Origin of the sequence: Devosia sediminis (assembly GCF_016411825.1) — a bacterium.
Classification (GTDB): Bacteria; Pseudomonadota; Alphaproteobacteria; order Rhizobiales; family Devosiaceae; genus Devosia; species Devosia sediminis.
This window is the reverse complement of record NZ_JAEKMH010000003.1, coordinates 283,104-304,348: the sequence shown is the minus strand read 5'-3', so window position 1 is coordinate 304,348 and position 21,245 is coordinate 283,104. Positions and strand designations below refer to the sequence as shown.

The following is a 21,245-nucleotide window of genomic DNA, read 5'->3' as shown; positions in this document are numbered from 1 at the left end:
GCGACGGGCTGGGGTCAAACACATGAGCAAAATCGGCGAACCGACCCGCGATGTCTTCGAATCGGGGCGGCGTGGGCTCAGCCATGTGGGCGTGCGGCGGGCAAACGAACGAACCGTGCTGACGGTCGTGGGCTTTAACGCCGGCGTCTCCAATGCCGAGATTTCGCGCCTGTCCGGGCTGGCGCCGCAGACCGTGTCGGCCATCCTGGTCGACCTCGAGCGCGAAGGGCTGATCCTGCGCGGACCGGTGCTGCGCGGCCGGCGCGGCCAGCCCGCCACGCCGATCATGCTCGATCCCGACGGCGGGTTTGCCATCGGCATCGAGGTGGGCTGGCGCCATATGGACGTGGTGCTGCTCAACATGCATGCGCAGGTCCTGGCGCGGCATCATGTAGACTATGCCTATCCCGACGGGGCGACGCTGGTCGACACCATTGCCACGGTGATCGAGCAGTTCACCGGCGGTTTGCGCCCGGAGCAGCGCGCACGCCTCATGGACCTCGGGCTCGCCATGCCCGGCGACCTGGCCGCGGGGCTTGACGCGCTGGGAGCGCCGGCGGAGCAGATCGCGCTCTGGCAGGAGCTGGACCTCGTCGCCGCACTAGGGGCCCGCACGGGTCTTGCGATCACCCGGCTCAATGACGGCAATGCCGGATGCTGGGCGGAACTGATCGCCCTGGCGCCGCCGCGCCCGGCCAATATCATCTATGTCCTGGTCTCGCACTTCATCGCCGCCGGCATTGTCGGGGATGGCGCGCTGTGGGAGGGGCCGACGGGCAATGCCGCCGAACTGGGCGCCATGCTGGTCAACCCTGCAGGGGGCAGGCCGCAACTGGCGCATCGGATCGCGTCGATCTGGGCGCTGCGCAACAGTCTCGACGCGGCCGGTCATGATGCCGGGGCCATGCCGGCGCGTGATCTCGACCCCGATCTCGCCGGGGCCGCCGGGTGGATGAACACGACGGCGCAGGCGCTGGCGCAGGTCCTGTTCAACGCCAATACGGTGGTGGAACAGCCGTTGGTGATCATCGACACGGTGCTGGCACCGGCCGTCAGCGCCAGATTGGCGGGGCTGGTCGAAGCCGAGATGGCGCGCCTGCCCAGCCGGCCCCATGGCGCGCCACGCGTCATTGCCGGCCAGCTTGGCGGGCTGGCACCCGCCATTGGGGCTGCGGAACTGCCGCTGTTCAGGCGCTATTTCTGACCCGGATACGAACCGTCTAGGCCTTTTCGGAGGCCAGATGATCGAGCGCGTCACGCATGCGGGCGCTTGGAATGAACACCACGGTCTGGCGCGGCGCGATGCGATGTTCGTCGCCGGTGCGCGGATTGCGCCCGACCCGTTCGGCGCGGGAGCGCACTTCAAGCGTGCCGAAGCCGGTCAGCTTGACGGTTTCGCCGGTCTTGAGGGCTTCGCCGATCAGTTCGAACATGCGATCGGCGATCTGGGCAATGTCATAACGCGAGAGACCCGTGGCCTCGGCGGCGCTCTCGCTCAGCGCCGCCCTGGTGACAGTCTGGTCCAAGTTGAAGCCTCCTCCAGCCATTAAGTTCATAGGCGGAACATAAACCTGTGTCCAGATCGGCAACGATCACAAAAAACCTGATGACCGCTTTCAAGATTAATTGACATTTTTTAGAATGGTTATAAGCTACGGGACGCGATAGAAGCGCGTAACGCTGATTTCGCACCTGTTCGAGGCCGCAGAAAGGTTTCCCGTGAGACTTACCCGCCAATCCAACTATGCCATCCGCACGCTGGTCTATTGCGCAGTCAACGAGCCAGGGTTGAGCCGGGTTGCAGAGATCGCCCGGGCTTACGGGATTTCGGAATTGTTCCTGTTCAAGCTGATCAAGCCGCTGGTGGAAGCGGGCCTGTTGCAGACCGTGCGCGGCCGCCATGGCGGCATCAAGCTGGGCAAGAAGGCCGAGGACATTACGCTGCTCGACACCATTCGCCTCACCGAAGAAAACTTCGCCCTGGCCGAGTGCTTCGAGGATGGCGCGGACTGCCCGCTGATCGGCGAATGCGACCTCAACGGCGCGCTGCGCGAGGCGTTGGGCGCCTTCTTCGAGGTGCTGAGCCGCCACACCATAGCCGACCTCGCCAGCAAGAAGCGCTCGATCCGCGAACGCCTGGGCATCACCACCGCCGAGGCGGTGAATGAGAGCATCGCGGCGATTTCGGCCGCCTGAGCAAAATCTGACTCAAAAACTCAATTATGAGTTTGACTATCATGTTTATACGTGGTTGATAGGGGTCATGGCGCTGCGACCCCTTGGGGCCTGTGGGTCCGAGCGCCAGAACACGACGGGGCTTGCTGCTACCGTCTCCCCGGGCCGGCCAGGATCCTCAACGTCCTGACCGGCCTTTTTCATTGCCCCCTCCCCTGCCCTATGCTCTAGAGCGGCCGAACGCATCCGGAACCGTCATGGCCCAGCCCCCTCTCCTTTCCCTGCAGGATATCCAGCTCACCTTCGGCGGCACGCAACTGCTGGAGGCGGCGGAGCTGATCGTTTCGCCCGGCCAGCGCATCTCCCTGGTGGGCCGCAATGGCTCGGGCAAGTCGACGCTGCTCAAAATCGCGGCGGGCATCGTGCAGCATGACGGGGGCAAGCGCTTTGCCGAACCGAGCGCCACCATCCGCTACCTGCCGCAGGAACCTGACTTGACCGGCCATGCCACGACCCTGGCCTATGTCGAAGCGGGCCTGGCGCCGGGCGACGACCCATATCGGGCGCAATACCTGCTCAATGCGCTAGGGCTGACCGGGGCGGAAAATCCGACAACGCTGTCGGGTGGCGAGGGCCGCCGCGCCGCGCTGGCGCGTGTGCTGGCACCGCAGCCGGACGTGCTGCTGCTGGACGAGCCGACCAACCATCTCGACCTGCCGGTCATCGAATGGCTGCAGGACGAACTCAATCAGATGCGCTCGGCCATGGTGCTGATCAGTCACGACCGGCGTTTCCTCTCCGATCTCAGCCGCTCCACGGTGTGGCTCGACCGCGGCGTCACCCGCCGCATCGAAAAGGGCTTTGGCGCCTTCGAGGGCTGGCGCGACGAAGTGCTGGAACAGGAGGAAAAGGACCGCCACAAGCTCGACCGGCAGATCGTGCGCGAGGAACACTGGCTACGCTATGGCGTGACGGCCCGGCGCAAGCGCAATGTGGGCCGGCTCGAACGGCTGGCCGGCTTGCGACAGGAGCGGCGCGAGCAGCGCAAGGTGACCGGTTCGGTCGCCATGGCGGTGACCGAGGGCCGGACTTCGGGCGCGCTGGTGGCCGAGGCGGAAAACATCTCCAAGAGCTTCGGCCCGCGCACCGTGGTCAAGGATTTTTCGACCCGCGTGCTGCGCGGCGACCGGGTGGGGATCGTCGGGCCCAATGGCGCGGGCAAGACCACGCTGATCAAGATGCTGACGGGCCTGCTCGAACCCGACACCGGCACGATCAAGCTGGGCTCGGCGCTGGAACTGGCCATGCTCGACCAGGGCCGCGCGCGGCTCGAGCCGGAAACGCGCCTCCGCGATGCGCTGACGGGCGGGGGCAGCGACACGCTCAAGATCAACGGCGAGAACAAGCACGTCGTTGGCTATATGAAGGATTTCCTGTTCACGCCCGAGCAGGCCAATACCCCGATCGGCAAACTCTCGGGCGGCGAACGCGCCCGCGTGGCGCTGGCACGGGCGCTGGCTTTGCCCAGCAATTTCCTGGTGCTCGACGAGCCGACCAACGACCTCGACCTCGAAACACTCGACCTGCTCGAGGAAATGGTCTCGGACTATGCCGGCACGGTGGTGGTGGTGAGCCACGACCGCGACTTCCTCGACCGGGTGGCCACTTCCGTCATCATGGCCGAGGGCGATGGGCGCTGGACCGAATATGCCGGCGGCTATTCGGACATGGTGAGACAGCGCGGCCAGGGCGTCACGGCGCGGGTCGTCGACAAGACCGTCAAGGCCGACAAACCCCGGAGCGAGCCCCTGGCGGCCGCGCCGTCAGCGGGCAAGCGCAAGCTGAGCTTCAAGGAAAAGCACGCGCTCGAAACCCTGCCCAAGGATATCGAGAAGCTGGACGCCGAGATCGTCACGCTCAACAAGGCTCTTGCTGCGCCCGACCTCTACAGCAAGGACCCGAACGGCTTTGCCGCCAAGTCCAAGGCGCTGGAAGCGGCGACCGCCAAGAAGGCAGCAGCCGAAGAACAGTGGCTGGAGCTGGAGATGCTGCGCGAGGAGCTGGAGGGCTCCTAAGCCGGTCCGCAGACGGAACAAAACCACCGGCCCGTCCTCGGGCTTGACCCGAGGACCGTTCAGAACATCCACAATGTGCTGGTGGGCAGCGGCCCTCGGGTCAGGCCCGAGGGCGGCGCAGTACTTTTTGAGGTTGTCGGGCCTCAATCCTTCCAGTCGAAAACCGGGCTTTGCATGAAATGCAGGTTGTCGGTTTCCCCGGATATGCGGCGGAGCAGCAGGGCGCCGAGGTTGCGACCGGCGCCGACGAAATCCTCGTGCACGGTTTCGGCGCCCGGCTGGAACTGGGCAAACATCGAGGTCGACTGCTTGGTGACGACATGGGCGGTGCGGCCCACATCCAGACCGGCATCGGTGAGGCCGCCGATCACGGCCAGCGCCGAAACTTCCGAAGCGCAGACATAGCCATCGGGGTGGTCGGGGCGCTTGGAGCGCTTGATGACATAGTTGCGGATGGCATCGGTGGCGCTGCCGAGGTTAACGTCGGCGGCGAATTCATAGGCGATGCCGCTTTCCTGCGCGGCCCGCTCGATGCCCTTCTTGAGGTGATCGGTATAGGTCAGGGCGCTGTCGGGCAGGATGATCGACACCTTGCGGCATCCCTTGGCGGCCAGGCGCAAGGTCGCGCCATAGGCATAGGCCTCGTTGTCGAAATCGGCATAGGGATGGGGCTCGGGCCACTGGCTGCGCCCATGGCTGACAAAGGGGAAGTCGTTGTCGATGAGGAAGCGGATGCGCTCGTCGAAGGTCTCCGCCTTGGAGAAGATCACCCCATCGGCCATGCGATTGCGCACGATGTGCTGGATCGGCACGATCGGTTGCACATTGCGGAACAGAGGCGTGATGACCAGGTGATAGCTGGTATCGCGCAGCGCCTCGGTAATGCCGGTGACGAGATTGGTGCCGAACCCGTAGATCTGTTCGTCGGGCTCCAGAATCAGCGCAATCACATTGGTGCGGCCGGTCTTCAAGCGCAGAGCGGCACGGTCGGGCAGGTAGCCGATCTCGGCAGCGATCTTCTGCACCCGGTCACGCGTGTCCTGCGCCAGTTCCGGCGCATTGTTGAGAGCGCGCGAAATAGTGGTCACGGCCAGCCCGGTCATCTGCGCGATGGTCTTGAGCGTGGGCTTGCCCGATGGCTTTACGCCCCGCTTGCCGCGCGTGGCGGGCGGTCCTTCTTCCTGCGACACTACATTCCCCTCTGACCCGCCACGGATGGCGGGGACGCTATCGGGCGACAACACCAGATTGCGACAGCATGTGCAAGCCGAAGCACTTGCCAGATATCATGACAAGATGTATCAGGATTTTGCGTCGGCGGAAGATTTCGGGTTTCTTTTCCGAGATTTGTCGCCAATACGCATAAAGGTGCACTGGCAAAACCAAAGCGCGTGAACTATCTTGCCTTCGCTGCGCCGCAATGACGCTGCACCCTACGTCCAACACCTGCAAGGAGAGGAATGACGATGACGACATCGACGACCCTTACAATCCATGCCACGTGTTCGACCGTAGTAGCCCACCTGCAAGCCGCCAATAAACGCTGGCAAGGGTCCTGTCGCTCGAAACGAATGTGACCACCCGTCACATCCCCGTCTCACAAACCCGATAGAACCCGCGTTGCCAGTCCGAGAGCCGCCTTCGATGGAAGGGGCCGTGCCGGACCAGCGCGCAAGTGGAGATTCCACCCATGCAGGAAAACAATCTGAACAGGGCCGAAAGGCTCAGACCCATCGTCATCGAAGTGGCCGGCGAGCCGCAGGGCGTCATCGTGCCTGCTGAGGGCGGCTACAAGTTCGTGGCCGTGAAGCTTCCCGCCTTCGCCATGGACGGGCATCTGTTCCCCTCGATCGAGACGGCGCACCTGGCCGTCAGCCGTGCCGTCGAGGGCAGCGAGGGCGCATGACAAAGCCGGTGGCGTGACCACCGGCTTTTTGCCGATTCTTCAACATGGATCAGTCGTCGTTGGTGGCGTTGAGCTCGGAGGGCCGTTTGCCCTCGGAGGCCGGCGGGGCCGGATCGAGCGCGCCATCCACCGCAGTGGCCAGGGCCTCGACATCGATGCGCGATGCGCCCGACTGGGCCTGCCGCTCGAGTTCGGCGGTGAGCGCGGTGACGATGGCCTGGCGACGCTGGCTGGTGTGATCGCTAGCTGTTTCCATCGATGGAAATCCCCTGTTCGTCGACACGCACCTCGATGCCCGGGCGGGCCTGCTGCTGCTGGTAGGTGTAGATGCCGAAGGCGACGAGCGCGATGACCAGAATGGCAATCACGCCGTAAAGACTATTGCGGGACACTCAGAACTCCTGACGCTTGGATTGCTGTTCAAACGCAACAGGGCGGGTTCGGGTTCAATCGGCGGCAATACCGCGCAGGGCCATGACAAAGGCGGTGACGCCGATGCCCACCGAGCTCGAATTGTCGATGACGATGGGCGACACGTCGGCCGGCAGGGCCGCGCCTTCGCGCGCCAGGCGGGCCACGATCTGATCACGGTTCTCGCGGCCGCGGCGGGCGAGGCGCTCGGCCCGCAGGGAAATCTCGGCGGAAATCTGGATGACCCGGCAGAGCGGATATTTGGCGATGGCCTGCGGCACGGCATGGCGCGAGATATTGGCGATGACGACGCGGCCCAGGGTCAGATCGGTATCGACGCCGATGGGCAGGGCATAGTCGAGACCGTGGGCCTGCCAGGTGAGGGCAAAGCGCCCGGCCTTGTCGGCGCGGGCGAACTCATCGACATCCATGCCAACGTGATCTTCCAGATCCATATCGGCGGGGCGGGTGACGAGGCGCCGCACGAAACTGAAGCGCTTGTCGCCATCGAGGGCCTGGCGGGCGCCACCGATCAGCGTGTCCTTTCCGACCCCGGAGGGACCGATGACGAGGACCAGGACTCCGGGCGGCCTATCGCTCAACTCACTCGCATTCCCTGGCGCCACACACCGCGCACCGCCGGCAAGGTCCCGCTGCCGGCAACGCGCACCAGATCGGCCCGCTTGCCCGGCGCGATCTCGCCGCGATCGTCGAATCCGGCAGCGCGCGCCGGATTGGAGGTCACGGTAGCAAGCGCCCGGGAGAGGTCAAGGCCCTCGACCCGGCTGGGCAGAAGGAAGGCCGCCTGCAGAAGCGCGAAGGGCACATAGTCGGAGCTGAGGATATCGAGCAGGCCGGAGGCGACGAGATCGGTGGCAGAGACATTGCCCGAATGGGATTTGCCGCGGACCACATTGGGGGCGCCCATCAGAATGGCGAGGCCGGCAGCGTGGGCGGCGGCTGCTGCTTCCAGCGTCGTCGGAAACTCGGAAATGGCGACGCCATCGGCCTCGGCTTCCTCGACATGGGCGAGTGTCGCGTCGTCGTGGCTGGCGAGCGCGATGTTCATCTGCCGGGCGCGGGACACCAGCGCCTGGCGATTGGCGGACGAATACCGTTCATGCTCGGCCTGGCGCGCATCGATATAGGCCTGCGCATCCGCGGCCGTGCCGCCCATATGCCGGGCATAGAAGGCGCGGTAGGCATCCATCGAGCGGAACTGGCGCTGGCCGGGGGTGTGATCCATGACCGAGGCCAGCCGCGTGGATGGGTGATCGGCCAGTGCATCGAAATGAGCGACCACGTCGTGGCTGGGCAGTTCGCAGCGCAGGTGGATGAAATGCTCGGCGCGCAGCCAGCCCGCCTCGCCGCCCGATCGCACCGCCGCAACCAGCTTTTCCGCATGGGTCAGCATATCGGGCAGATCGACATCGGAGCCGATGCGCACCGCGTCAAAGACTGTGGTTATGCCCGAGCCGGCAATCTGCGCGTCATGGGCATGCAGCGCGGCCAGCGGCTCCCAGAAGACGCCGGGGCGCGGACGATAGTGGTTTTCGAGGTGATCGGTGTGGAGTTCGACCAGGCCCGGGATGAGATAGTCGCCGCCGAAATCCTCGCCCACCCTGCCCGCGCCGGCATCGACGGCGACGATCAGGCCGTCCCGCACCAGGAGGCTGCCGCTGACGACTTCGTCGGCCAGCACGATGCGGGCATTGGTGAAGGCGATTTCGGACATGGGCTCAGCCTCCAAGCGGGAATTCGGCGATGCGATTGAAGGGCAGCTTGTTCTCGCGCTCGTGGAAGAGGACCAGGCGATCGAGAACGACCTCTTCGCCCAGGACCGGGCCGAACCAGGTGCGCGCAGCCTGCAGCACCTCGTCATAGTCTTCGGGCGCGAGACGATCGGTCAGCGTCATGTGGAAGCGGAATTCATCGAAGACGTAAGGGTAGCCATAGGCGTCGAGCAGCTCTTCCTGGCGCGGGGTGAGGCCCCTGGCGCGGCGGGCGGCGTGGTCGCGCGGGGTCAGCGGCGCGCGATAAGGCTCGAAAGTTTCGACCACATTGGCGGCCAGATCCTGCAGGGCCGGATTGTCGGCCGGATCGGGAACAAGGGCCAGAAAGCCATCGAGGCTGGCAATGATGAGGCGCCCCAGCGACACTTTGGGCAGCTCGGCGGCGGCCTTGGCAAGGGCAGCGCGCAGGCTCTCCTCGGTTTCGCCTTGGGCCAGGGCCATGGGCGGCTTCAGCGTCGCATGAAAACCGTAGCGTCCGGCCGACTGGGTGAGGTTGAGGAGGCGCGTGCGCTCGAGCCCAGCCACGGCGCCGTCATAGGACTGGCCATTGGCCGGATCGCGACCCAGCCATACCGCAGCGCGCTCCCAGATCAGATCGGTGACTGAAGGGGCGTAGTAGATGGCGAATCTTTGCGGCATGGGACCTCCTGCGCGGGGAGCTAATGGAGCTATATGGCAGGCATTTGACAAGGCGGAGGGCTGGACAAAACCCCTCATGGTGGCGACAAGTTGCCACCCAGCGCCGCAAACCACCCCGGACCCATGACACGCGCATTGCTCGAAAGCCTTTTTCATCGGGCAGTTGCCCAGGCCCAGCCGGCACTGGCGGTGGAGCGGCACCTGCCTGATCCGCCCAGGGGACGGACTATTGTGATCGGCGCGGGCAAGGCAGCGGCGCAGATGGCGCGGGCCTTTGAAAGGGCATGGACGGGCGAGATTGCCGCCGGGCTGGTGGTGACGCGCTATGGCTATGCCGAGACATGCGAGCGGATCGAGATCGTCGAAGCGGCCCATCCCGTGCCGGATGCGGCGGGCCTGGCGGCAGCGGCACGGCTGACCGAGCTGGTCTCGGACCTTTCCGAAGACGATCTCGTCGTGGCGCTGATCTCGGGTGGCGGCTCGTCGCTGCTGCCGGCGCCCGCCGCCGGCCTGACGCTGGAAGACGAGCAGGCAACCAACCGGGCGCTGCTGGCTTCAGGCGCGCCGATCGGGGTGATGAACCTCATCCGCAACCAGTTTTCGACCATCAAGGGTGGACGGCTCGCTGCCGCGGCGGCACCGGCACGCGTCGCGACGCTGGTGGTTTCGGACGTGCCGGGAGACGATGCGGCGCTGGTGGCCTCGGGTCCGACCCTACCCCTCGGCGGCGGGCGCGCCGAAGCCCGCAGGCTGGCATCGCTTTATCGGCTCGACCTGCCGGAGGCCGCGCAAAGACTGCTGGCGAGCCAGGAGAACCTGCCGCCCGAGCCAGCCGATCCAGTCTTTGCGGGCAACAGCGTCGTGACCATAGCCTCGGCGGCCTTGTCGCTGGAGGCGGCGGCGGCGCTTGCACGCGAGAATGGCGTCGAGGCGGCGATCCTGTCGGACAGTATCGAGGGCGAAGCACGCGACGTGGCGCAGGTGCATGCGGCGCTGGCCCGCGAAATCGCGACGCGCGATCGGCCGTTCAGCAAACCTGTCGTACTGCTTTCGGGCGGGGAAACCACCGTCACACTTCGCGGCAAGGGACGCGGCGGGCGCAATGGCGAGTTCCTCCTGTCGCTGGCCATCGCGCTCGACGGGATCGACGGCGTGACGGCGCTGGCGGGGGACACCGACGGCATCGACGGCTCGGAAGACAATGCCGGCGCCTTTGTCGATGGGACCTCGGCACAGCGGATGCGCGAGGCGGGGGTGGATCCGCAGGCGGCGCTGGCCAACAACGATGCCTATGGAGCCTTTGCGGCAATCGGCGACCTGTTTGTCACCGGGCCGACCGGCACCAATGTCAACGACTTCCGCGCCATCCTGATCGCGCAATAAAAATCATACTATTGTTGCAGACGGGACCTTGGCAGGACGGGGCAAGACCTGCTCTATAGCCGCGCCTCAAGAGAGCGGAGACGAGCTATGGCCAAGCGCAAGATTGCGGTGATCGGCGTGGGCAAAATCGCCCAGGACCAGCATCTGCCGGTCATCGACGCATCGGATGATTTCGAGCTGGCGGCGACCGTGTCGTCGCGCGGTGTGGGCCATGGCGATGTGCCGGTGTTCCGCACCGCCGCCGAACTCTATGCCGCCATGCCCGAAGTAGGGCTGGTCTCCATCTGTACGCCACCGGGCGTGCGCCACACGCTGGTGCGCGAGGCGCTCGACGCGGGCAAGGACGTGATGATGGAAAAGCCGCCCACCACCACGATTTCCGAACTCGACGACCTCATCGCCCATGCAGCGCGGCTCGACCGCGTGCTGTTCCAGACCTGGCACAGCCAGTATAATGCCGCCGTCGACAGGGCCAAGGCGATCCTCCTGGACCAGGGGGTCAACGCCGTCCGCATCGACTGGCGCGAAAGCGTGCGCAAATGGCATCCGGGCCAGGACTGGGTGTGGGAGCCGGGCGGGTTCGGCGTCTGCGACCCCGGTATCAACGCCTATTCGATCTTCACCAAGATCATGCCCTTCCCGGTCTTCGTGGAAAGCGCGAAGCTGACGTTCCCGGCGAACCGGCAGACGCCTGTCGATGTCGAGGTCAAATTCAAGTCTGGCCAGCCGCACAAGCCGGCCATCTCCTCGGGCTTCAACTGGCTCGAAGAGAGCGGCGAAATCTGGACGATTTCGGTGACGACGGGCACCGGTGACGACCTCAAGCTCGAACGCGGCGGCCGCACGCTGCGCATCAATGGCGACGTGGTGCTCGAGCATGGCGATGAAGAATATGCGGGTATCTATGACCGCTTCGCCGATCTGCTCGACGCGCGTCAGTCCGATGTCGACGCGGCGCCGCTGCGACTGATGAGCGACGTGTTCTTCCTCGGCGCCCGCGACAACGGCCCTGACTTCGAGTGGTGAGCCTCGCCTGATGCCCTGGGCTTCCGATCCGTGTACCAGCGGATGCGGATGCCCTTGGCGATGAGGCGAAGCGCTTCCCAGTGAATGCCGGCGGTGACTTTCAGGGTCATCAGCGGATGGGTGAAGAACAGTTTCAGCAAGGTCGCGTCGGTGAAGGGCTGCTGCTTGCCGGTGAAGGCCGCATAAAGCAGCGGTTCGCCTGCCTGGGTCTCGTTGATGGCGACGCGGATGCGCTCGTCGGGCTGGCTCAACTTAAATTCGTAGCGGCAATCCATGTCGATGAAAGGCGAGACGTAGAAGGCCTTGTTGGCCTGCTGCTCGGGCGCGGCCGAGGGCAGGACATAGGTGTGGCGCTCGCCAAAGGTGTTGTGCACCTCGTAGATGGTGGCCAGCGGATTGCCGGCCGCATCGTCGCAATACCAGACGGTCAGCGGATTAAAGACATAGCCGAGGATACGCGGATAGCAGAGGAGGCGGATGCGCCCCGGCGCCGGCAGGTTCTCGGCGGCCAATTGCGCCGTAACCCAGTCGCGCAAAGCCAGGCCATCGCCATGGTCGCTGTCGCGAAAGGAAAACAGCGCCGGGCGGTTGTGGCCGAACCAGCGCAGGCGGTTCAGCAGCGGCAACTCGTCGAGATCGATCAGCACCGAAAAGACGCGATAGCGCAGATGATGCTTTTTCGGCCGGTGCCGCTGGTGCACCACATGACCTACATAGATGGATGAGCCCGAGCTCATGCGGCAAGGGCCCGTTGCGGCGGCCCGAGCACGATGCGGCCCGACGGATTGGGAACCGTCCACGGGCGAGGCAGCGAGCCCATGGCCTCGGCGGCGGCGAGGCCGGACTGCAAGCCATCCTCATGGAAGCCGCGGCCGAAATGGGCGCCGGCATACCAGGTGCGGTTCTGGCCCTGCAATTGCCAGAGGTGGTTCTGGGCGTGAATGGCGCGGGTATCGAAAAGCGGGTGGGTATAGTCGAAGCGGGCGATCTCGTGCTCGGGATCGGCGGGCGGATTGAGAGTAACGAAAAGGTCGCGGCCGGAAAGGCTCTGCAAGCGGTTCATCCAGTAGCTGACGCAAAGCGGATGAGCACTTTCGGACTGCTCGACCGACATGTAGTTCCAGCAGCTCCAGACCTTCCTGAGGCGCGGCATGAAGCGCTTGTCGGCATGCAGCACCGCGGTGTTGACGGTGTAGCCGAAGGCGCCGAGCAGCTCGCGCTCCGCCTCGCTCGGGGTTTCCAGCATGGAAAGCGCCTGGTCGGCATGGCTGGCAATGAGGACCTGGTCGAAGCGGTCGACCCCGCCCTTGCCGTCGACGATGGTGACGCCGGCGGCATCGCGCTGGATGCTGGTGACAGGGGTGGAGAGCCGCACTTCGCCCGCGAACTGACTGAGCAGCGCGTTCACATAGGCACGGCTGCCGCCCTTGACGGTGCGCCAGTTGGGCCGCTCCCAGATCTGCAGCAGATTGTGGCTCTGGAAGAAGCGCACGAAGGCCAGCAGCGGGTAGGAGCGGATATCGGTCGCCGAGGACGACCAGATGGCGGCGGCCAGGGGCAGGAGATGATCGTCGACAAAGGACTGCGAATAGCGCTGGGCCCGCAGATATTCGTCAAGCGTGAGCTTCTGGAGGTCCGGCCGGTCGAGCACGGCAGGGGCCTCGCGATAGAAGCGCAGCAGATCGCGCAAGAGACTCCAGAACCGCGGACGGAAGGCATTGCGCTTCTGCGCGAGGAGGCCGGTCAGCCCCTCGCCGCAATATTCAAAGCTCCCCTGATCGAGCGAGGCGGAGAAGGACATCTGCGACTTGATGCTCTCGACGCCCAGATGGCTCATCATGGCGGTGAAATTGGGATAGTTCTTCTCGTTGTAGACAATGAAGCCGGTATCGACCGGCCCGGTGCCCGGCACATCGACGGTATTGGCATGGCCGCCGACCCGATTGTCGGCTTCGTAGAGCACCACATCGTGGCTTTGCGACAGGAGCCAGGCGGCGGAGAGGCCGGACACACCACTGCCCACCACGGCAATGCGCTGGCGCGCGGAAGACGGATGGGAGAAGCCGGAGGCGGCGTGAAACATGGTCTCGTGTCCTGCATTGTTTGAAGCAGATACGGTCGCAGGGCTAACATAGATCAACCTACGCAAAATTATTTCGGCCCCAGCACAGTTTTTTGCCGCGGCACTGATCCAGCCCAAAAGTGGCGCCGTATCTGGGGCATGTCACTCGCGATTTACCCTTTTGCCGGGCCGTGTCAGGATGGAGCGTTACCAACGCGCCGTCGCCTTGCCGTGCCCGCGCCAAGAAAGGGTGCGCAGCCCATGACGCAGCCGACCCAAGCCGGTGCCCCGCCGCCCGGCGAGACCAGCGCGCAAATCGTCGCCATAGCCGCAACGCAGGACATGGCCGCCTTCGAAGCGCTGTTCCGCGATTTCGGGCCCCGCATCCGCGCCTATCTCCTCAAACTCACCCGCGACCGCCAGGCGGCCGAGGACCTGATGCAGGAGACCATGCTGGCCATCTGGCGCAAGGCCGGGCAATTCGACCCGGCGCGCGGCCAGGCCTCGGCCTGGATCTTCACCATTGCCCGCAACATCTGGATCGATGCCTGGCGCAAGCAGAAGCGGCCGACATTCGACCACGACGACCCGGCGCTGGTGCCCGACCCGGAGCCCGACGCGCCCGAGCGCATGGTGCTGAGCCAGAGCGGCGCGGCCCTGCATGAAGCGCTCAAGACCTTGCCACCGGAACAGGTCGAACTCATCCGCCTATCCTTTTTCGACGACGCCTCGCACAGCACCATCGCTGCCCAGACGGGCCTGCCGATCGGTACCGTGAAATCCCGCATCAGACTGGCCTTCGGCCGCCTTCGCACGGCGCTGGAGGAATTCAAATGACCCAAATTCGACACCATATCGGCGAAGACCTCCTGATCGAATACGCCGCCGGCACTCTTTCCGAAGGATGGTCGCTGGCCGTTGCCTGCCACCTGGCCATGTGCCCGCAATGCCGTCAGCAACTGGCGCTGGCGGAAGCCACCGCCGGCGCGATGCTCGAAGAGCTGCAGCCTGCGGATGGCCCGAGCGGGAGCTGGGATGCGCTGAAAGCCCGGCTCGACGCCGAGCCGGAGCCCAAGGCAAAGCCGATCGCCCGCCCGGCCAGCGCCACCCTGCCCGAGCCCCTGCGCTCATATCTGGGCGGCGATGTCGAGAGCCTCAAGTGGCGCAACCTCGGCAATGCCCGGCAGATCCTGATCGAAACCGATGACGAGACCACGCAGACGCGCCTCCTGTGCATCGCCGCCGGCAAGCCGGTGCCCGAGCACAGCCATGGCGGGCGCGAACTGACGCTGGTCCTGACCGGGAGCTTTCACGACGAGCTCGACAGCTTCGGGCCCGGCGATGTCGAAGATGCCGACGGCTCGGTGACGCACCAGCCGATCGCGGGGCCGGAGGCGGACTGCATATGCCTTGCGGTCACCGATGCGCCGCTCAAATTTTCGAGCCGCCTGGTGCGGCTGATCCAGCCCATTCTGGGAATCTGAGGAGAGACCAATGTTCGGCTTTTCGCTTGCGACCATCCTGGCGGCCTATGGCGGCACGGCGCTGGTTTTCTTCGGGCTCGATTTCCTGTGGCTGACCGTGCTCGGCATCGGCTTCTACCGCGCCGAGATCGGGGACTTGCTGCTCGACCAGCCCAACCTCGTGCCGGCCGGACTATTCTACCTGTTCTATGTCGCGGGCCTGGTCGGATTTGCCGTGCTGCCGGCGGCCAATGCCGGGAGCTGGGTCTGGGCGCTGGTGGCGGGCGTGGCGCTGGGTCTGCTCGCCTATGGCACCTATGACATGACCAACCTGTCGACACTCAAGGGCTGGTCGCTGCAGATCAGCCTCATCGACCTCGCCTGGGGCGCCTTCCTCTCGGGGTCGGCGGCGCTGGCCGGCTATTTCGCCGTGAGCCTCGTCAAATAATCAGCCGTTCACCCGCTGGGTGATGGCGAAAGCCAGCGGACGCGGCAGCAGGGCAAGGAGCCGCAGCGGCCAGATCAGGCGGCGGGGAAAGGCGATTTCGAACGCCCTGCCGTCCAGCCCGCGGATGATGCGCTGCGCCGCATCGACCGGCTCCATCAGCCCCGGCATGGGAAACTCGTTGAGATCGGTCAGCGGGGTGCGCACGAAGCCGGGCGTCACCAGCCGCACATCCACGTCGGGCGCATATTCGACCCGCAGCGACTGGGCCAGGTTGACGATGGCAGCCTTGGTGGCGGAATAGACCTGGCCATTGGGCAGGCCGAAAATGGCGGCAGCCGAGCCGAACAGCACCAGTTGACCGCCGGGCTTGAGCGCCCCGCGCGCCACCCGCGCCACGTTGAACGTGCCGGTGAGGTTGACCGCGAAAATGGCCTCGGCCTTTTTCTGCTCGGCCTTGCCGACCGGACCGGGATCGTAGATGGCGGCGGTGGTGATGATCTTGTCGAAGGGGCCGTGGAGTTCGGCCACGGCGGCCAGGCTATCGGGATCGGTGACATCGGCGCGGGCGGCAAAGTGGCCGTTGCCGATGCGGGACAGCGCGGCATCGAGGGCCTTTTCGTCCCGTCCGGAAATGACGACCAGGGCCTTGTGCGTCGCATAGGCTTTCGCCAGGGCCTCGCCGATGCCGCTCGATCCGCCGATGATCCAGACCTTTTCACCCGATGCCATCATGCACTCTTTCCGTGTTTCTCTCGCTCTTGCGAGAGCAGGTACGAGGTGGAGCCGGAAATGGACGCAGGGCTGACGCAATTATTTCGTGCGGCGCTCCGACGCAGGCAACAAAAAAGCCGCCTCGCGGCGGCTTTCTCGGAAGTCGGCTTATCGCCATTCGAGCGTAGCCCTCATGGCCTTCTTGCCTCAAAACGCTCCGCTGGAGCGTTTAGCCCTTGCGGGACGGCTCGAAGTTACTTCTGCAGGGTCAGGTTGACGGCGGATTCACGGCCGTCGCGGCCGGTCTCGACATCGTAGGAGACCTTGTCGTTCTCGTAGAGGCCATCAACGCCCGAGCGCTGCACGGCGGAGATGTGGACGAAGTGGTCCTTGCCGCCATTGTCGGGGGTGATGAAACCAAAACCCTTGGTGGTGTTGAAGAATTTCACGGTGCCGTTATGGGTGGCCATGATGCATTTCCTTTTTTCGAAAGCTCGATGCCGAAGCAGAACGAGCGGTTCCCTCCGCGACATGCAAGAGGTCCTACCAACGTTCGCAAGGCAGATCAGTGAGCCCGGAACCGGAAATGACCGGCTGAGGCAGCCGACTTAGGCTGAAAACGTATGACAGGGTTTGTGACAGGAAAAGGTGACGGGAGCAAGGCGGTAGTTTTCGGGGGACATGACAAGGCGCCCGATGGCACCAGCGCCCCGGGGTGCGGATGGCTTGCGCCATTCGAGCATAGCTCTCATGGCCTGCCTTCCCAAGAATCTCTCCACCGGAGAGATTTTGCCTGACGGCATGTCAGGCAGGCCGGAGACAGATTGCGTCTCTGGATATGTTTTAGTGAGACGAAACCTGTCTCCGGCGCCGGTTTTTGGAACTGATCGGCAGCGGGGGATCGCTCGTCCCGTCGCTGTGCCGACCTGGAACCTGTGGGAGAGGCAAAGCCCCCACCCGGCCTGCCCCGCCACTGTTCGCCTGCAGGCCGCCGCGCGGGGCAATGGAGCCAGTCTAATCGAGCCGGCGCAACCGGGGATAAATTGCGGCGGCTGTCTCGGGCGCCGGTCCGGTCTCCGGGACGGGAACGCCCTCTCGCGCGGCACGGCCGGCCGCAAAACCCTCCTCATAGGCCTGGCGCTGGCGGCTCTCCATCATGCGAACGAGCTTGTGGCGGATGGCGTCGGGATCGTCGCGCTGAAACTTGAGCGCCGCGGCGGGCGGATGGAGCCGCATGATCGGCAGGTAACCCGTGTGGAGGTTCCAGATGCGGCAGTTGAAGCGGGTGTCCCAGGTGGTGTGGTGCGCCTCCCAGCCTTCGAGCGCCGCCAGCGCCTGGCCGAGCTGGGCGGCAAGACCGGCAAGATCGGGCGCGGCGACGGGCAGGCGTTCATTGCGTCGGCGGGTAAAGGCGGCGCAATCGCTGAGGAGGCCTTCGGCGCTGATGCGCAGGGCCTCGGACACGGGCGCATTGGGCTTTTTGGCGCCGAGGGCAATCGTGTCCTTGTGGAGGGCGGCAAGGCTCAGCCACAGCGTTTCGTGCCGCTCGGCCTGGATTTTGGTGGTGCCTTCGCGGAGCGGTGGGGCGGGCGCAGCCTGCGGCGCAGGCTGGTCCTGAGGCATTTGGCCGAAGGACGCGGGGTTGGTGTGTGTGGGCATGGGATTCTCCTGTTCGGCGGGAGGCCGGACAGGAGAGGGTGCACACAGGTGGAGGGGGTGGGGATTAGTTTTGGGTCAGCTCCACTATGCGCCTCACAACTGCAGATAGTTAATAACGACAAACGATGCTCGCCTGACGCCTTTTGTCGAAGTAAGCTCCGTTGCACTACACCCACCTGATTTTGATGTGCCGTCCAACTGCTGGAATAGCCGCGATGCTTAGTTACTCCCGAGAAGAATTGCACGAAGAACTAAGGAGCGTCTGGCGGAAAAATCCGACTGCGGCTGGCGACGCCAAACAGGCAGAGCGCGTGGTAAATCAAGCAGTGCAAATAGCACTCACAGGACTGCCCCCAGTCGCGGTTTACTCGCACCCTTTTAAGGGAAAGGAAATATTCCGCATTTCAGACCCTGCAACCAACATTGTGCTGAATAGAGCGTCGCGCATTCTTCGATCCGGAGCCAATGTAAAGCAGACTGACAGAACAACTACGGTTAAAAGAATATCCAAAATTTTGTCGGAAGGCGCACGGCACCGGGTATATCAGTTTGATATTCAATCGTTTTACGAGACAATAGATTTAAGCGATGTGTGGGACTACGTCGATAATCTGCCCTCAACTGACCGGCAGACGTCGAAAGTTCTTCGGTCATTTGTTGACCTCTGTTCAGACAACTCTATATCCGGCGCACCGAGAGGTCTCGGAATTAGTGCTGTCTTGGCCGAGCTGTCGCTTCGGGAATTCGACCTAAAGCTAAAGTCCCTTGCTACAACGTATTTCTACGCTCGGTATGTCGACGACATACTGCTGATCACGTCCGGTGACGAGGCGCCCTTGCAGACTAACGAGCTGGTCGCTGGCCTTCTCCCATCTGGTCTGCGGTTACATCCAACTAAATCAAAGCACTTTGATTTGGCTGCTCACGCGAAGAACTCCCCCGCGAGTGAGTCCGAGATCAACTTCCTCGGGTACAGGATGGCGATTTCAGAAATTCGGCGGACCGAAGACGAACGACTTCACCGCATAGTAAGTTTGGATATTTCTTCCAAAAAAGTCAGCAGGCTCAAAGTTCGCATTGCACGGGCAACGCTAGAGTTCCTGACAGACGGGAAATTTTCGGATTTCGAAGACCGAATGAAAGTACTGTCTGGCAACTACAATATAGTTGAAAGCCGGTGGCGCCGAAGAATAAACGTTGGTCTGTACTGCAACTACCGGCTTGTAGACGCTGATCGCTCAACGTCTCTCCCCGCAATGGATAAATTTCTACGGGCCTGGATTTTGGGATATGGCGGCACGCTCTCGAGTAGGCTCGCTGCGGCACTAACACCTCAGCAGTCCGCGAGGCTTATCGCATTCAGCTTTGAGGCCAGCTTCAGGTCGCGTCGGTTTTATCATTTTCCTGCTAACCGCCTGCGAGAACTGAGAAAGTGTTGGGTATATGCCTAGAAGCAGAGGACGTCTTTATACATTTGATCGAAACGATAAGTATCTACCTCTTGTAACAGACACGTCGCCAGATGACGTACCAATTACGTTCTCAAACTACGGACTCCGCAAAAATCTCTTGTCCAATGGCCGGTTTGGACCAGATAGCCAGTTGCTCGTCACGAAGGCCTTAGGTGAGCTTGGGGACCAGTACACCCTCCCCTTGCGCTATCGCATAACCAGCGGAGACGAAGGTTTCCGCCAGATGACATTGCCTCATCCTAGCTCGCAGATGAGAGTCTGCGAAATATATCTGGAATACGCGGACCTGATAACTTACTACTGCACAAAGAGCAGCTTCTCTTTGCGCTTTCCTTCCAAAATCTCAAGCAGCTTCTTCCGACGCAATCCGCTGGCCGATTTAAATAAGTATCGTGATTCAACCGTTACGCCGCACGACAAGGACGGCCTGTACAGGCATCCGTCGTCATACTTCGTCTACGGCGGTATAAATAAATACTACAAATATTTCTATTCGGACGAGTTCTACGATTTGGAGAAGAGATTTTCTTACATGCTTCGCCTCGACGTGAGTAAATGCTTTCCAAGCATTTACACTCACACTGTTAGCTGGGCAGTTAAGGACATAGATTTCGGGAAGAACAATGTTAGGGCGAAATCATTCGGAAACGAACTTGATAGCGCTATGCAAAGGATGAACTACAATGAGACCAGCGGAATACCAGTTGGTCCTGAATTCAGCAGAATATTTGCCGAGATAATTCTGCAATCTGTCGACGTTAAAATCAAAAATGATTTGCAGGACGCACAATGTATAGAGGGGCGGGATTACGTCATTAGACGATACATAGATGATTTCTTTGTATTTTGCTCAGATCGCGATATGGCCGAACATATTAGGATGCTTGTCGCGTCAAAATTGGCGGATGTAAACCTTCACTTTAACAATGCAAAGACAGAGCTAATCGAACGGCCATTTCAAACAAAAGGTTCTTCAATAGTCGAGGCTGGCCTGGCCGTTTTAGAGGAGTTCTGGCGGCAGAACACTCGCACGACGGACAAAGATGGCATGGCGCTATCTTACGCTATTCCTATCAAAAATCACAACTTGCTTGCCAAGAGCTTGATTAGGTCGATCAAGACCGTTTGTCACGAAAATAAAGCAAATTACTCGAGCCTAACGTCAGTTTTAACCGCGGCTATCGACTCCCGGATTCAGCGAGTTATAGATAGTCACGACAGAGGCGTCATTCCCTCAGCCCTCATCCAAAACCAGATATATTTGCTAATGGCGTTGTTGGAGGTCTCCTGCTTTCTCTACGGAGTAAACCCCACTGTACCTGCCTCGTATAAGCTCGGGAGAAGCATAATTTTAGCCACGCGTTTTGTGGAAAGAAATTACCGAGAGTTCTTACCCATTTTCAGTGAGCACCTAATTCGACAATGCAGCGGGTTCCTGAACGCAGCTACGGAAACGTCGTTGGCTCAATCTGGGGTAGTTCCCATTGAGCAAATAGACGTTCTAGTGTGCCTGACCGAGCTGCCAAATGAGTATTTCCGTACCCTCACCCCGCTTGTTCGCAAAATGGCGGCGGGGGTTTCTGACTATTTCAGTCTTATCAATGTCCTGTTTGTGGCGGGACGCACAGGCCTACTACCCGCACTAGGCCCACCTTTCTATAGTAAAGTGACGGCTGCGGTCACCGATAAAAGTCGACCGCATCGCAAAGCAGAGGACCTATTCAAACTCTTCGACTTGCTGAGTTGCCCCCATTTATCACTCGATATTCGTCAGCGACTCGTACAGGGAGCGCTGACGGGTCTCGGCATGTCTGCAATAAACAAGGTTAGGCGCGAAGCCATCGCAAACGACTTTGAGCAAAATCCGTGGTTTACCCGCTGGGGCAGCATCGATTTGCTGAGGGAAATCACTCGTCGCGAATTGAACCGCGCATACTAGCGAGCTATTGATTGATGGAAACGATCCGGATGCTCAACCTCTGCCTCGGCTGAAGGTCTACTGGAAACTTTTGCGATCGGGGC

At 62.5% G+C, this 21,245-nt stretch carries 23 protein-coding genes; 11 read left to right on the top strand and 12 right to left on the bottom strand.

The features are described 5' to 3' along the window. Positions 1 to 22: 22 nt before the first annotated feature. Entirely contained in the window at positions 23 to 1,204 is a 1,182-nt protein-coding gene (locus JEQ47_RS14600) for an ROK family transcriptional regulator (RefSeq protein WP_198877170.1), read from the top strand. Between the two features lie 16 nt (positions 1,205 to 1,220). Here the strand turns inward: JEQ47_RS14600 and JEQ47_RS14595 are convergent, their stop codons facing one another. Continuing rightward, the gene (locus JEQ47_RS14595; RefSeq protein WP_236020887.1) at positions 1,221 to 1,526 is read right to left on the bottom strand and encodes an HU family DNA-binding protein; all 306 of its coding nucleotides are present in this window, start codon (positions 1,524 to 1,526) and stop codon (positions 1,221 to 1,223) included. A gap of 193 nt (positions 1,527 to 1,719) precedes the next feature. Here JEQ47_RS14595 and rirA point away from each other — a divergent pair, with 193 nt between their 5' ends. Both rirA and JEQ47_RS14585 read left to right on the top strand, forming a co-directional pair. After that, the gene (rirA, locus tag JEQ47_RS14590) at positions 1,720 to 2,196 is read left to right on the top strand and encodes an iron-responsive transcriptional regulator RirA (protein ID WP_198877168.1); all 477 of its coding nucleotides are present in this window, start codon (positions 1,720 to 1,722) and stop codon (positions 2,194 to 2,196) included. Positions 2,197 to 2,432: 236 nt separating this feature from the next. Beyond that, positions 2,433 to 4,250, top strand: coding sequence for an ABC-F family ATP-binding cassette domain-containing protein (locus JEQ47_RS14585; RefSeq protein ID WP_198877167.1), 1,818 nt, complete (start codon positions 2,433 to 2,435; stop codon positions 4,248 to 4,250). A gap of 143 nt (positions 4,251 to 4,393) precedes the next feature. Here JEQ47_RS14585 and JEQ47_RS14580 read toward each other — a convergent pair whose 3' ends face one another. Next, positions 4,394 to 5,440: a LacI family transcriptional regulator gene (locus tag JEQ47_RS14580; RefSeq protein ID WP_328769128.1), complete on the bottom strand. Its 1,047-nt coding sequence runs from the start codon at positions 5,438 to 5,440 to the stop codon at positions 4,394 to 4,396. Between the two features lie 500 nt (positions 5,441 to 5,940). Here JEQ47_RS14580 and JEQ47_RS14575 point away from each other — a divergent pair, with 500 nt between their 5' ends. Further along, on the top strand, positions 5,941 to 6,156 hold the full coding sequence (locus JEQ47_RS14575; protein ID WP_198877166.1) for a hypothetical protein: 216 nt from the start codon (positions 5,941 to 5,943) through the stop codon (positions 6,154 to 6,156). A gap of 49 nt (positions 6,157 to 6,205) precedes the next feature. Here JEQ47_RS14575 and JEQ47_RS14570 read toward each other — a convergent pair whose 3' ends face one another. The 5 genes from JEQ47_RS14570 to JEQ47_RS14550 are packed head-to-tail and all read right to left on the bottom strand — an operon-like array spanning position 6,206 to position 8,999. Continuing rightward, on the bottom strand, positions 6,206 to 6,412 hold the full coding sequence (locus tag JEQ47_RS14570) for a hypothetical protein (protein ID WP_198877165.1): 207 nt from the start codon (positions 6,410 to 6,412) through the stop codon (positions 6,206 to 6,208). After that, entirely contained in the window at positions 6,399 to 6,548 is a 150-nt protein-coding gene (locus JEQ47_RS14565) for a hypothetical protein (protein ID WP_198877164.1), read from the bottom strand. The genes JEQ47_RS14570 and JEQ47_RS14565 overlap by 14 nt, the downstream gene beginning before the upstream one ends. A 54-nt stretch (positions 6,549 to 6,602) precedes the next feature. Continuing rightward, on the bottom strand, positions 6,603 to 7,169 hold the full coding sequence (phnN, locus tag JEQ47_RS14560) for a phosphonate metabolism protein/1,5-bisphosphokinase (PRPP-forming) PhnN (protein ID WP_198877163.1): 567 nt from the start codon (positions 7,167 to 7,169) through the stop codon (positions 6,603 to 6,605). Continuing rightward, complete coding sequence (locus JEQ47_RS14555) at positions 7,166 to 8,302, bottom strand: alpha-D-ribose 1-methylphosphonate 5-triphosphate diphosphatase (protein ID WP_198877162.1); 1,137 nt, start codon at positions 8,300 to 8,302, stop codon at positions 7,166 to 7,168. The genes phnN and JEQ47_RS14555 overlap by 4 nt, the downstream gene beginning before the upstream one ends. A 4-nt stretch (positions 8,303 to 8,306) precedes the next feature. Then, on the bottom strand, positions 8,307 to 8,999 hold the full coding sequence (locus JEQ47_RS14550) for a DUF1045 domain-containing protein (RefSeq protein ID WP_198877161.1): 693 nt from the start codon (positions 8,997 to 8,999) through the stop codon (positions 8,307 to 8,309). A gap of 123 nt (positions 9,000 to 9,122) precedes the next feature. On the opposite strand from JEQ47_RS14550, the gene JEQ47_RS14545 reads away from it, so the two are divergent. Continuing rightward, positions 9,123 to 10,382 (top strand): glycerate kinase type-2 family protein, encoded by a 1,260-nt coding sequence (locus JEQ47_RS14545; protein WP_198877160.1) that lies wholly within the window; start codon positions 9,123 to 9,125, stop codon positions 10,380 to 10,382. Positions 10,383 to 10,469: 87 nt separating this feature from the next. Further along, positions 10,470 to 11,408, top strand: a complete 939-nt coding sequence (locus tag JEQ47_RS14540; protein ID WP_198877159.1) for a Gfo/Idh/MocA family protein — start codon at positions 10,470 to 10,472, stop codon at positions 11,406 to 11,408. Here JEQ47_RS14540 and JEQ47_RS14535 read toward each other — a convergent pair. Next, complete coding sequence (locus JEQ47_RS14535; RefSeq protein ID WP_198877158.1) at positions 11,318 to 12,145, bottom strand: DUF1365 domain-containing protein; 828 nt, start codon at positions 12,143 to 12,145, stop codon at positions 11,318 to 11,320. The genes JEQ47_RS14540 and JEQ47_RS14535 overlap by 91 nt on opposite strands. Further along, entirely contained in the window at positions 12,142 to 13,491 is a 1,350-nt protein-coding gene (locus JEQ47_RS14530) for an NAD(P)/FAD-dependent oxidoreductase (protein WP_198877157.1), read from the bottom strand. The genes JEQ47_RS14535 and JEQ47_RS14530 overlap by 4 nt, the downstream gene beginning before the upstream one ends. 240 nt (positions 13,492 to 13,731) lie before the next feature. Here JEQ47_RS14530 and JEQ47_RS14525 point away from each other — a divergent pair, with 240 nt between their 5' ends. Genes JEQ47_RS14525 through JEQ47_RS14515 form a run of 3 tightly spaced genes read left to right on the top strand, consistent with a single transcriptional unit; the run spans position 13,732 to position 15,381 of the window. Continuing rightward, complete coding sequence (locus tag JEQ47_RS14525; RefSeq protein ID WP_236020886.1) at positions 13,732 to 14,307, top strand: sigma-70 family RNA polymerase sigma factor; 576 nt, start codon at positions 13,732 to 13,734, stop codon at positions 14,305 to 14,307. Beyond that, positions 14,304 to 14,954 carry a ChrR family anti-sigma-E factor gene (locus tag JEQ47_RS14520; protein WP_198877156.1) on the top strand — a complete coding sequence of 217 codons (651 nt, stop codon included), beginning with the start codon at positions 14,304 to 14,306 and terminating at the stop codon, positions 14,952 to 14,954. Before JEQ47_RS14525 ends, JEQ47_RS14520 begins: the two co-directional genes overlap by 4 nt. A 10-nt stretch (positions 14,955 to 14,964) precedes the next feature. Continuing rightward, positions 14,965 to 15,381: a DUF2177 family protein gene (locus JEQ47_RS14515; RefSeq protein WP_198877155.1), complete on the top strand. Its 417-nt coding sequence runs from the start codon at positions 14,965 to 14,967 to the stop codon at positions 15,379 to 15,381. Here the strand turns inward: JEQ47_RS14515 and JEQ47_RS14510 are convergent, their stop codons facing one another. From JEQ47_RS14510 to JEQ47_RS14500, 3 genes are all read right to left on the bottom strand, one after another. Continuing rightward, the gene (locus JEQ47_RS14510; RefSeq protein WP_198877154.1) at positions 15,382 to 16,113 is read right to left on the bottom strand and encodes an SDR family NAD(P)-dependent oxidoreductase; all 732 of its coding nucleotides are present in this window, start codon (positions 16,111 to 16,113) and stop codon (positions 15,382 to 15,384) included. A 233-nt stretch (positions 16,114 to 16,346) separates the two neighbouring features. Continuing rightward, positions 16,347 to 16,562, bottom strand: a complete 216-nt coding sequence (locus JEQ47_RS14505) for a cold-shock protein (RefSeq protein WP_198877153.1) — start codon at positions 16,560 to 16,562, stop codon at positions 16,347 to 16,349. A gap of 544 nt (positions 16,563 to 17,106) precedes the next feature. Further along, positions 17,107 to 17,751, bottom strand: a complete 645-nt coding sequence (locus JEQ47_RS14500; RefSeq protein ID WP_198877152.1) for a hypothetical protein — start codon at positions 17,749 to 17,751, stop codon at positions 17,107 to 17,109. A gap of 215 nt (positions 17,752 to 17,966) precedes the next feature. Here JEQ47_RS14500 and drt3a point away from each other — a divergent pair, with 215 nt between their 5' ends. Continuing rightward, positions 17,967 to 19,202 carry an antiviral reverse transcriptase Drt3a gene (drt3a, locus tag JEQ47_RS14495; RefSeq protein ID WP_198877151.1) on the top strand — a complete coding sequence of 412 codons (1,236 nt, stop codon included), beginning with the start codon at positions 17,967 to 17,969 and terminating at the stop codon, positions 19,200 to 19,202. After that, positions 19,195 to 21,162: an antiviral reverse transcriptase Drt3b gene (drt3b, locus tag JEQ47_RS14490; RefSeq protein ID WP_328769120.1), complete on the top strand. Its 1,968-nt coding sequence runs from the start codon at positions 19,195 to 19,197 to the stop codon at positions 21,160 to 21,162. The genes drt3a and drt3b overlap by 8 nt, the downstream gene beginning before the upstream one ends. Positions 21,163 to 21,245 lie beyond the last annotated feature (83 nt).

What these genes read in the sequence shown, in the direction of transcription:
- JEQ47_RS14600 (WP_198877170.1), top strand. Translation starts at nt 23, where the DNA reads ATGAGCAAAATCGGCGAACCGACCCGCGATGTCTTCGAATCGGGGCGG.
- JEQ47_RS14585 (WP_198877167.1), top strand. Translation starts at nt 2,433, where the DNA reads ATGGCCCAGCCCCCTCTCCTTTCCCTGCAGGATATCCAGCTCACCTTC.
- JEQ47_RS14575 (WP_198877166.1), top strand. Translation starts at nt 5,941, where the DNA reads ATGCAGGAAAACAATCTGAACAGGGCCGAAAGGCTCAGACCCATCGTC.
- JEQ47_RS14570 (WP_198877165.1), bottom strand. Translation starts at nt 6,412, where the DNA reads ATGGAAACAGCTAGCGATCACACCAGCCAGCGTCGCCAGGCCATCGTC.
- JEQ47_RS14555 (WP_198877162.1), bottom strand. Translation starts at nt 8,302, where the DNA reads ATGTCCGAAATCGCCTTCACCAATGCCCGCATCGTGCTGGCCGACGAA.
- JEQ47_RS14550 (WP_198877161.1), bottom strand. Translation starts at nt 8,999, where the DNA reads ATGCCGCAAAGATTCGCCATCTACTACGCCCCTTCAGTCACCGATCTG.
- JEQ47_RS14545 (WP_198877160.1), top strand. Translation starts at nt 9,123, where the DNA reads ATGACACGCGCATTGCTCGAAAGCCTTTTTCATCGGGCAGTTGCCCAG.
- JEQ47_RS14540 (WP_198877159.1), top strand. Translation starts at nt 10,470, where the DNA reads ATGGCCAAGCGCAAGATTGCGGTGATCGGCGTGGGCAAAATCGCCCAG.
- JEQ47_RS14535 (WP_198877158.1), bottom strand. Translation starts at nt 12,145, where the DNA reads ATGAGCTCGGGCTCATCCATCTATGTAGGTCATGTGGTGCACCAGCGG.
- JEQ47_RS14530 (WP_198877157.1), bottom strand. Translation starts at nt 13,491, where the DNA reads ATGTTTCACGCCGCCTCCGGCTTCTCCCATCCGTCTTCCGCGCGCCAG.
- JEQ47_RS14525 (WP_236020886.1), top strand. Translation starts at nt 13,732, where the DNA reads ATGACGCAGCCGACCCAAGCCGGTGCCCCGCCGCCCGGCGAGACCAGC.
- JEQ47_RS14520 (WP_198877156.1), top strand. Translation starts at nt 14,304, where the DNA reads ATGACCCAAATTCGACACCATATCGGCGAAGACCTCCTGATCGAATAC.
- JEQ47_RS14515 (WP_198877155.1), top strand. Translation starts at nt 14,965, where the DNA reads ATGTTCGGCTTTTCGCTTGCGACCATCCTGGCGGCCTATGGCGGCACG.
- JEQ47_RS14510 (WP_198877154.1), bottom strand. Translation starts at nt 16,113, where the DNA reads ATGATGGCATCGGGTGAAAAGGTCTGGATCATCGGCGGATCGAGCGGC.
- JEQ47_RS14505 (WP_198877153.1), bottom strand. Translation starts at nt 16,562, where the DNA reads ATGGCCACCCATAACGGCACCGTGAAATTCTTCAACACCACCAAGGGT.
- JEQ47_RS14500 (WP_198877152.1), bottom strand. Translation starts at nt 17,751, where the DNA reads ATGCCCACACACACCAACCCCGCGTCCTTCGGCCAAATGCCTCAGGAC.
- drt3a (WP_198877151.1), top strand. Translation starts at nt 17,967, where the DNA reads ATGCTTAGTTACTCCCGAGAAGAATTGCACGAAGAACTAAGGAGCGTC.
- drt3b (WP_328769120.1), top strand. Translation starts at nt 19,195, where the DNA reads ATGCCTAGAAGCAGAGGACGTCTTTATACATTTGATCGAAACGATAAG.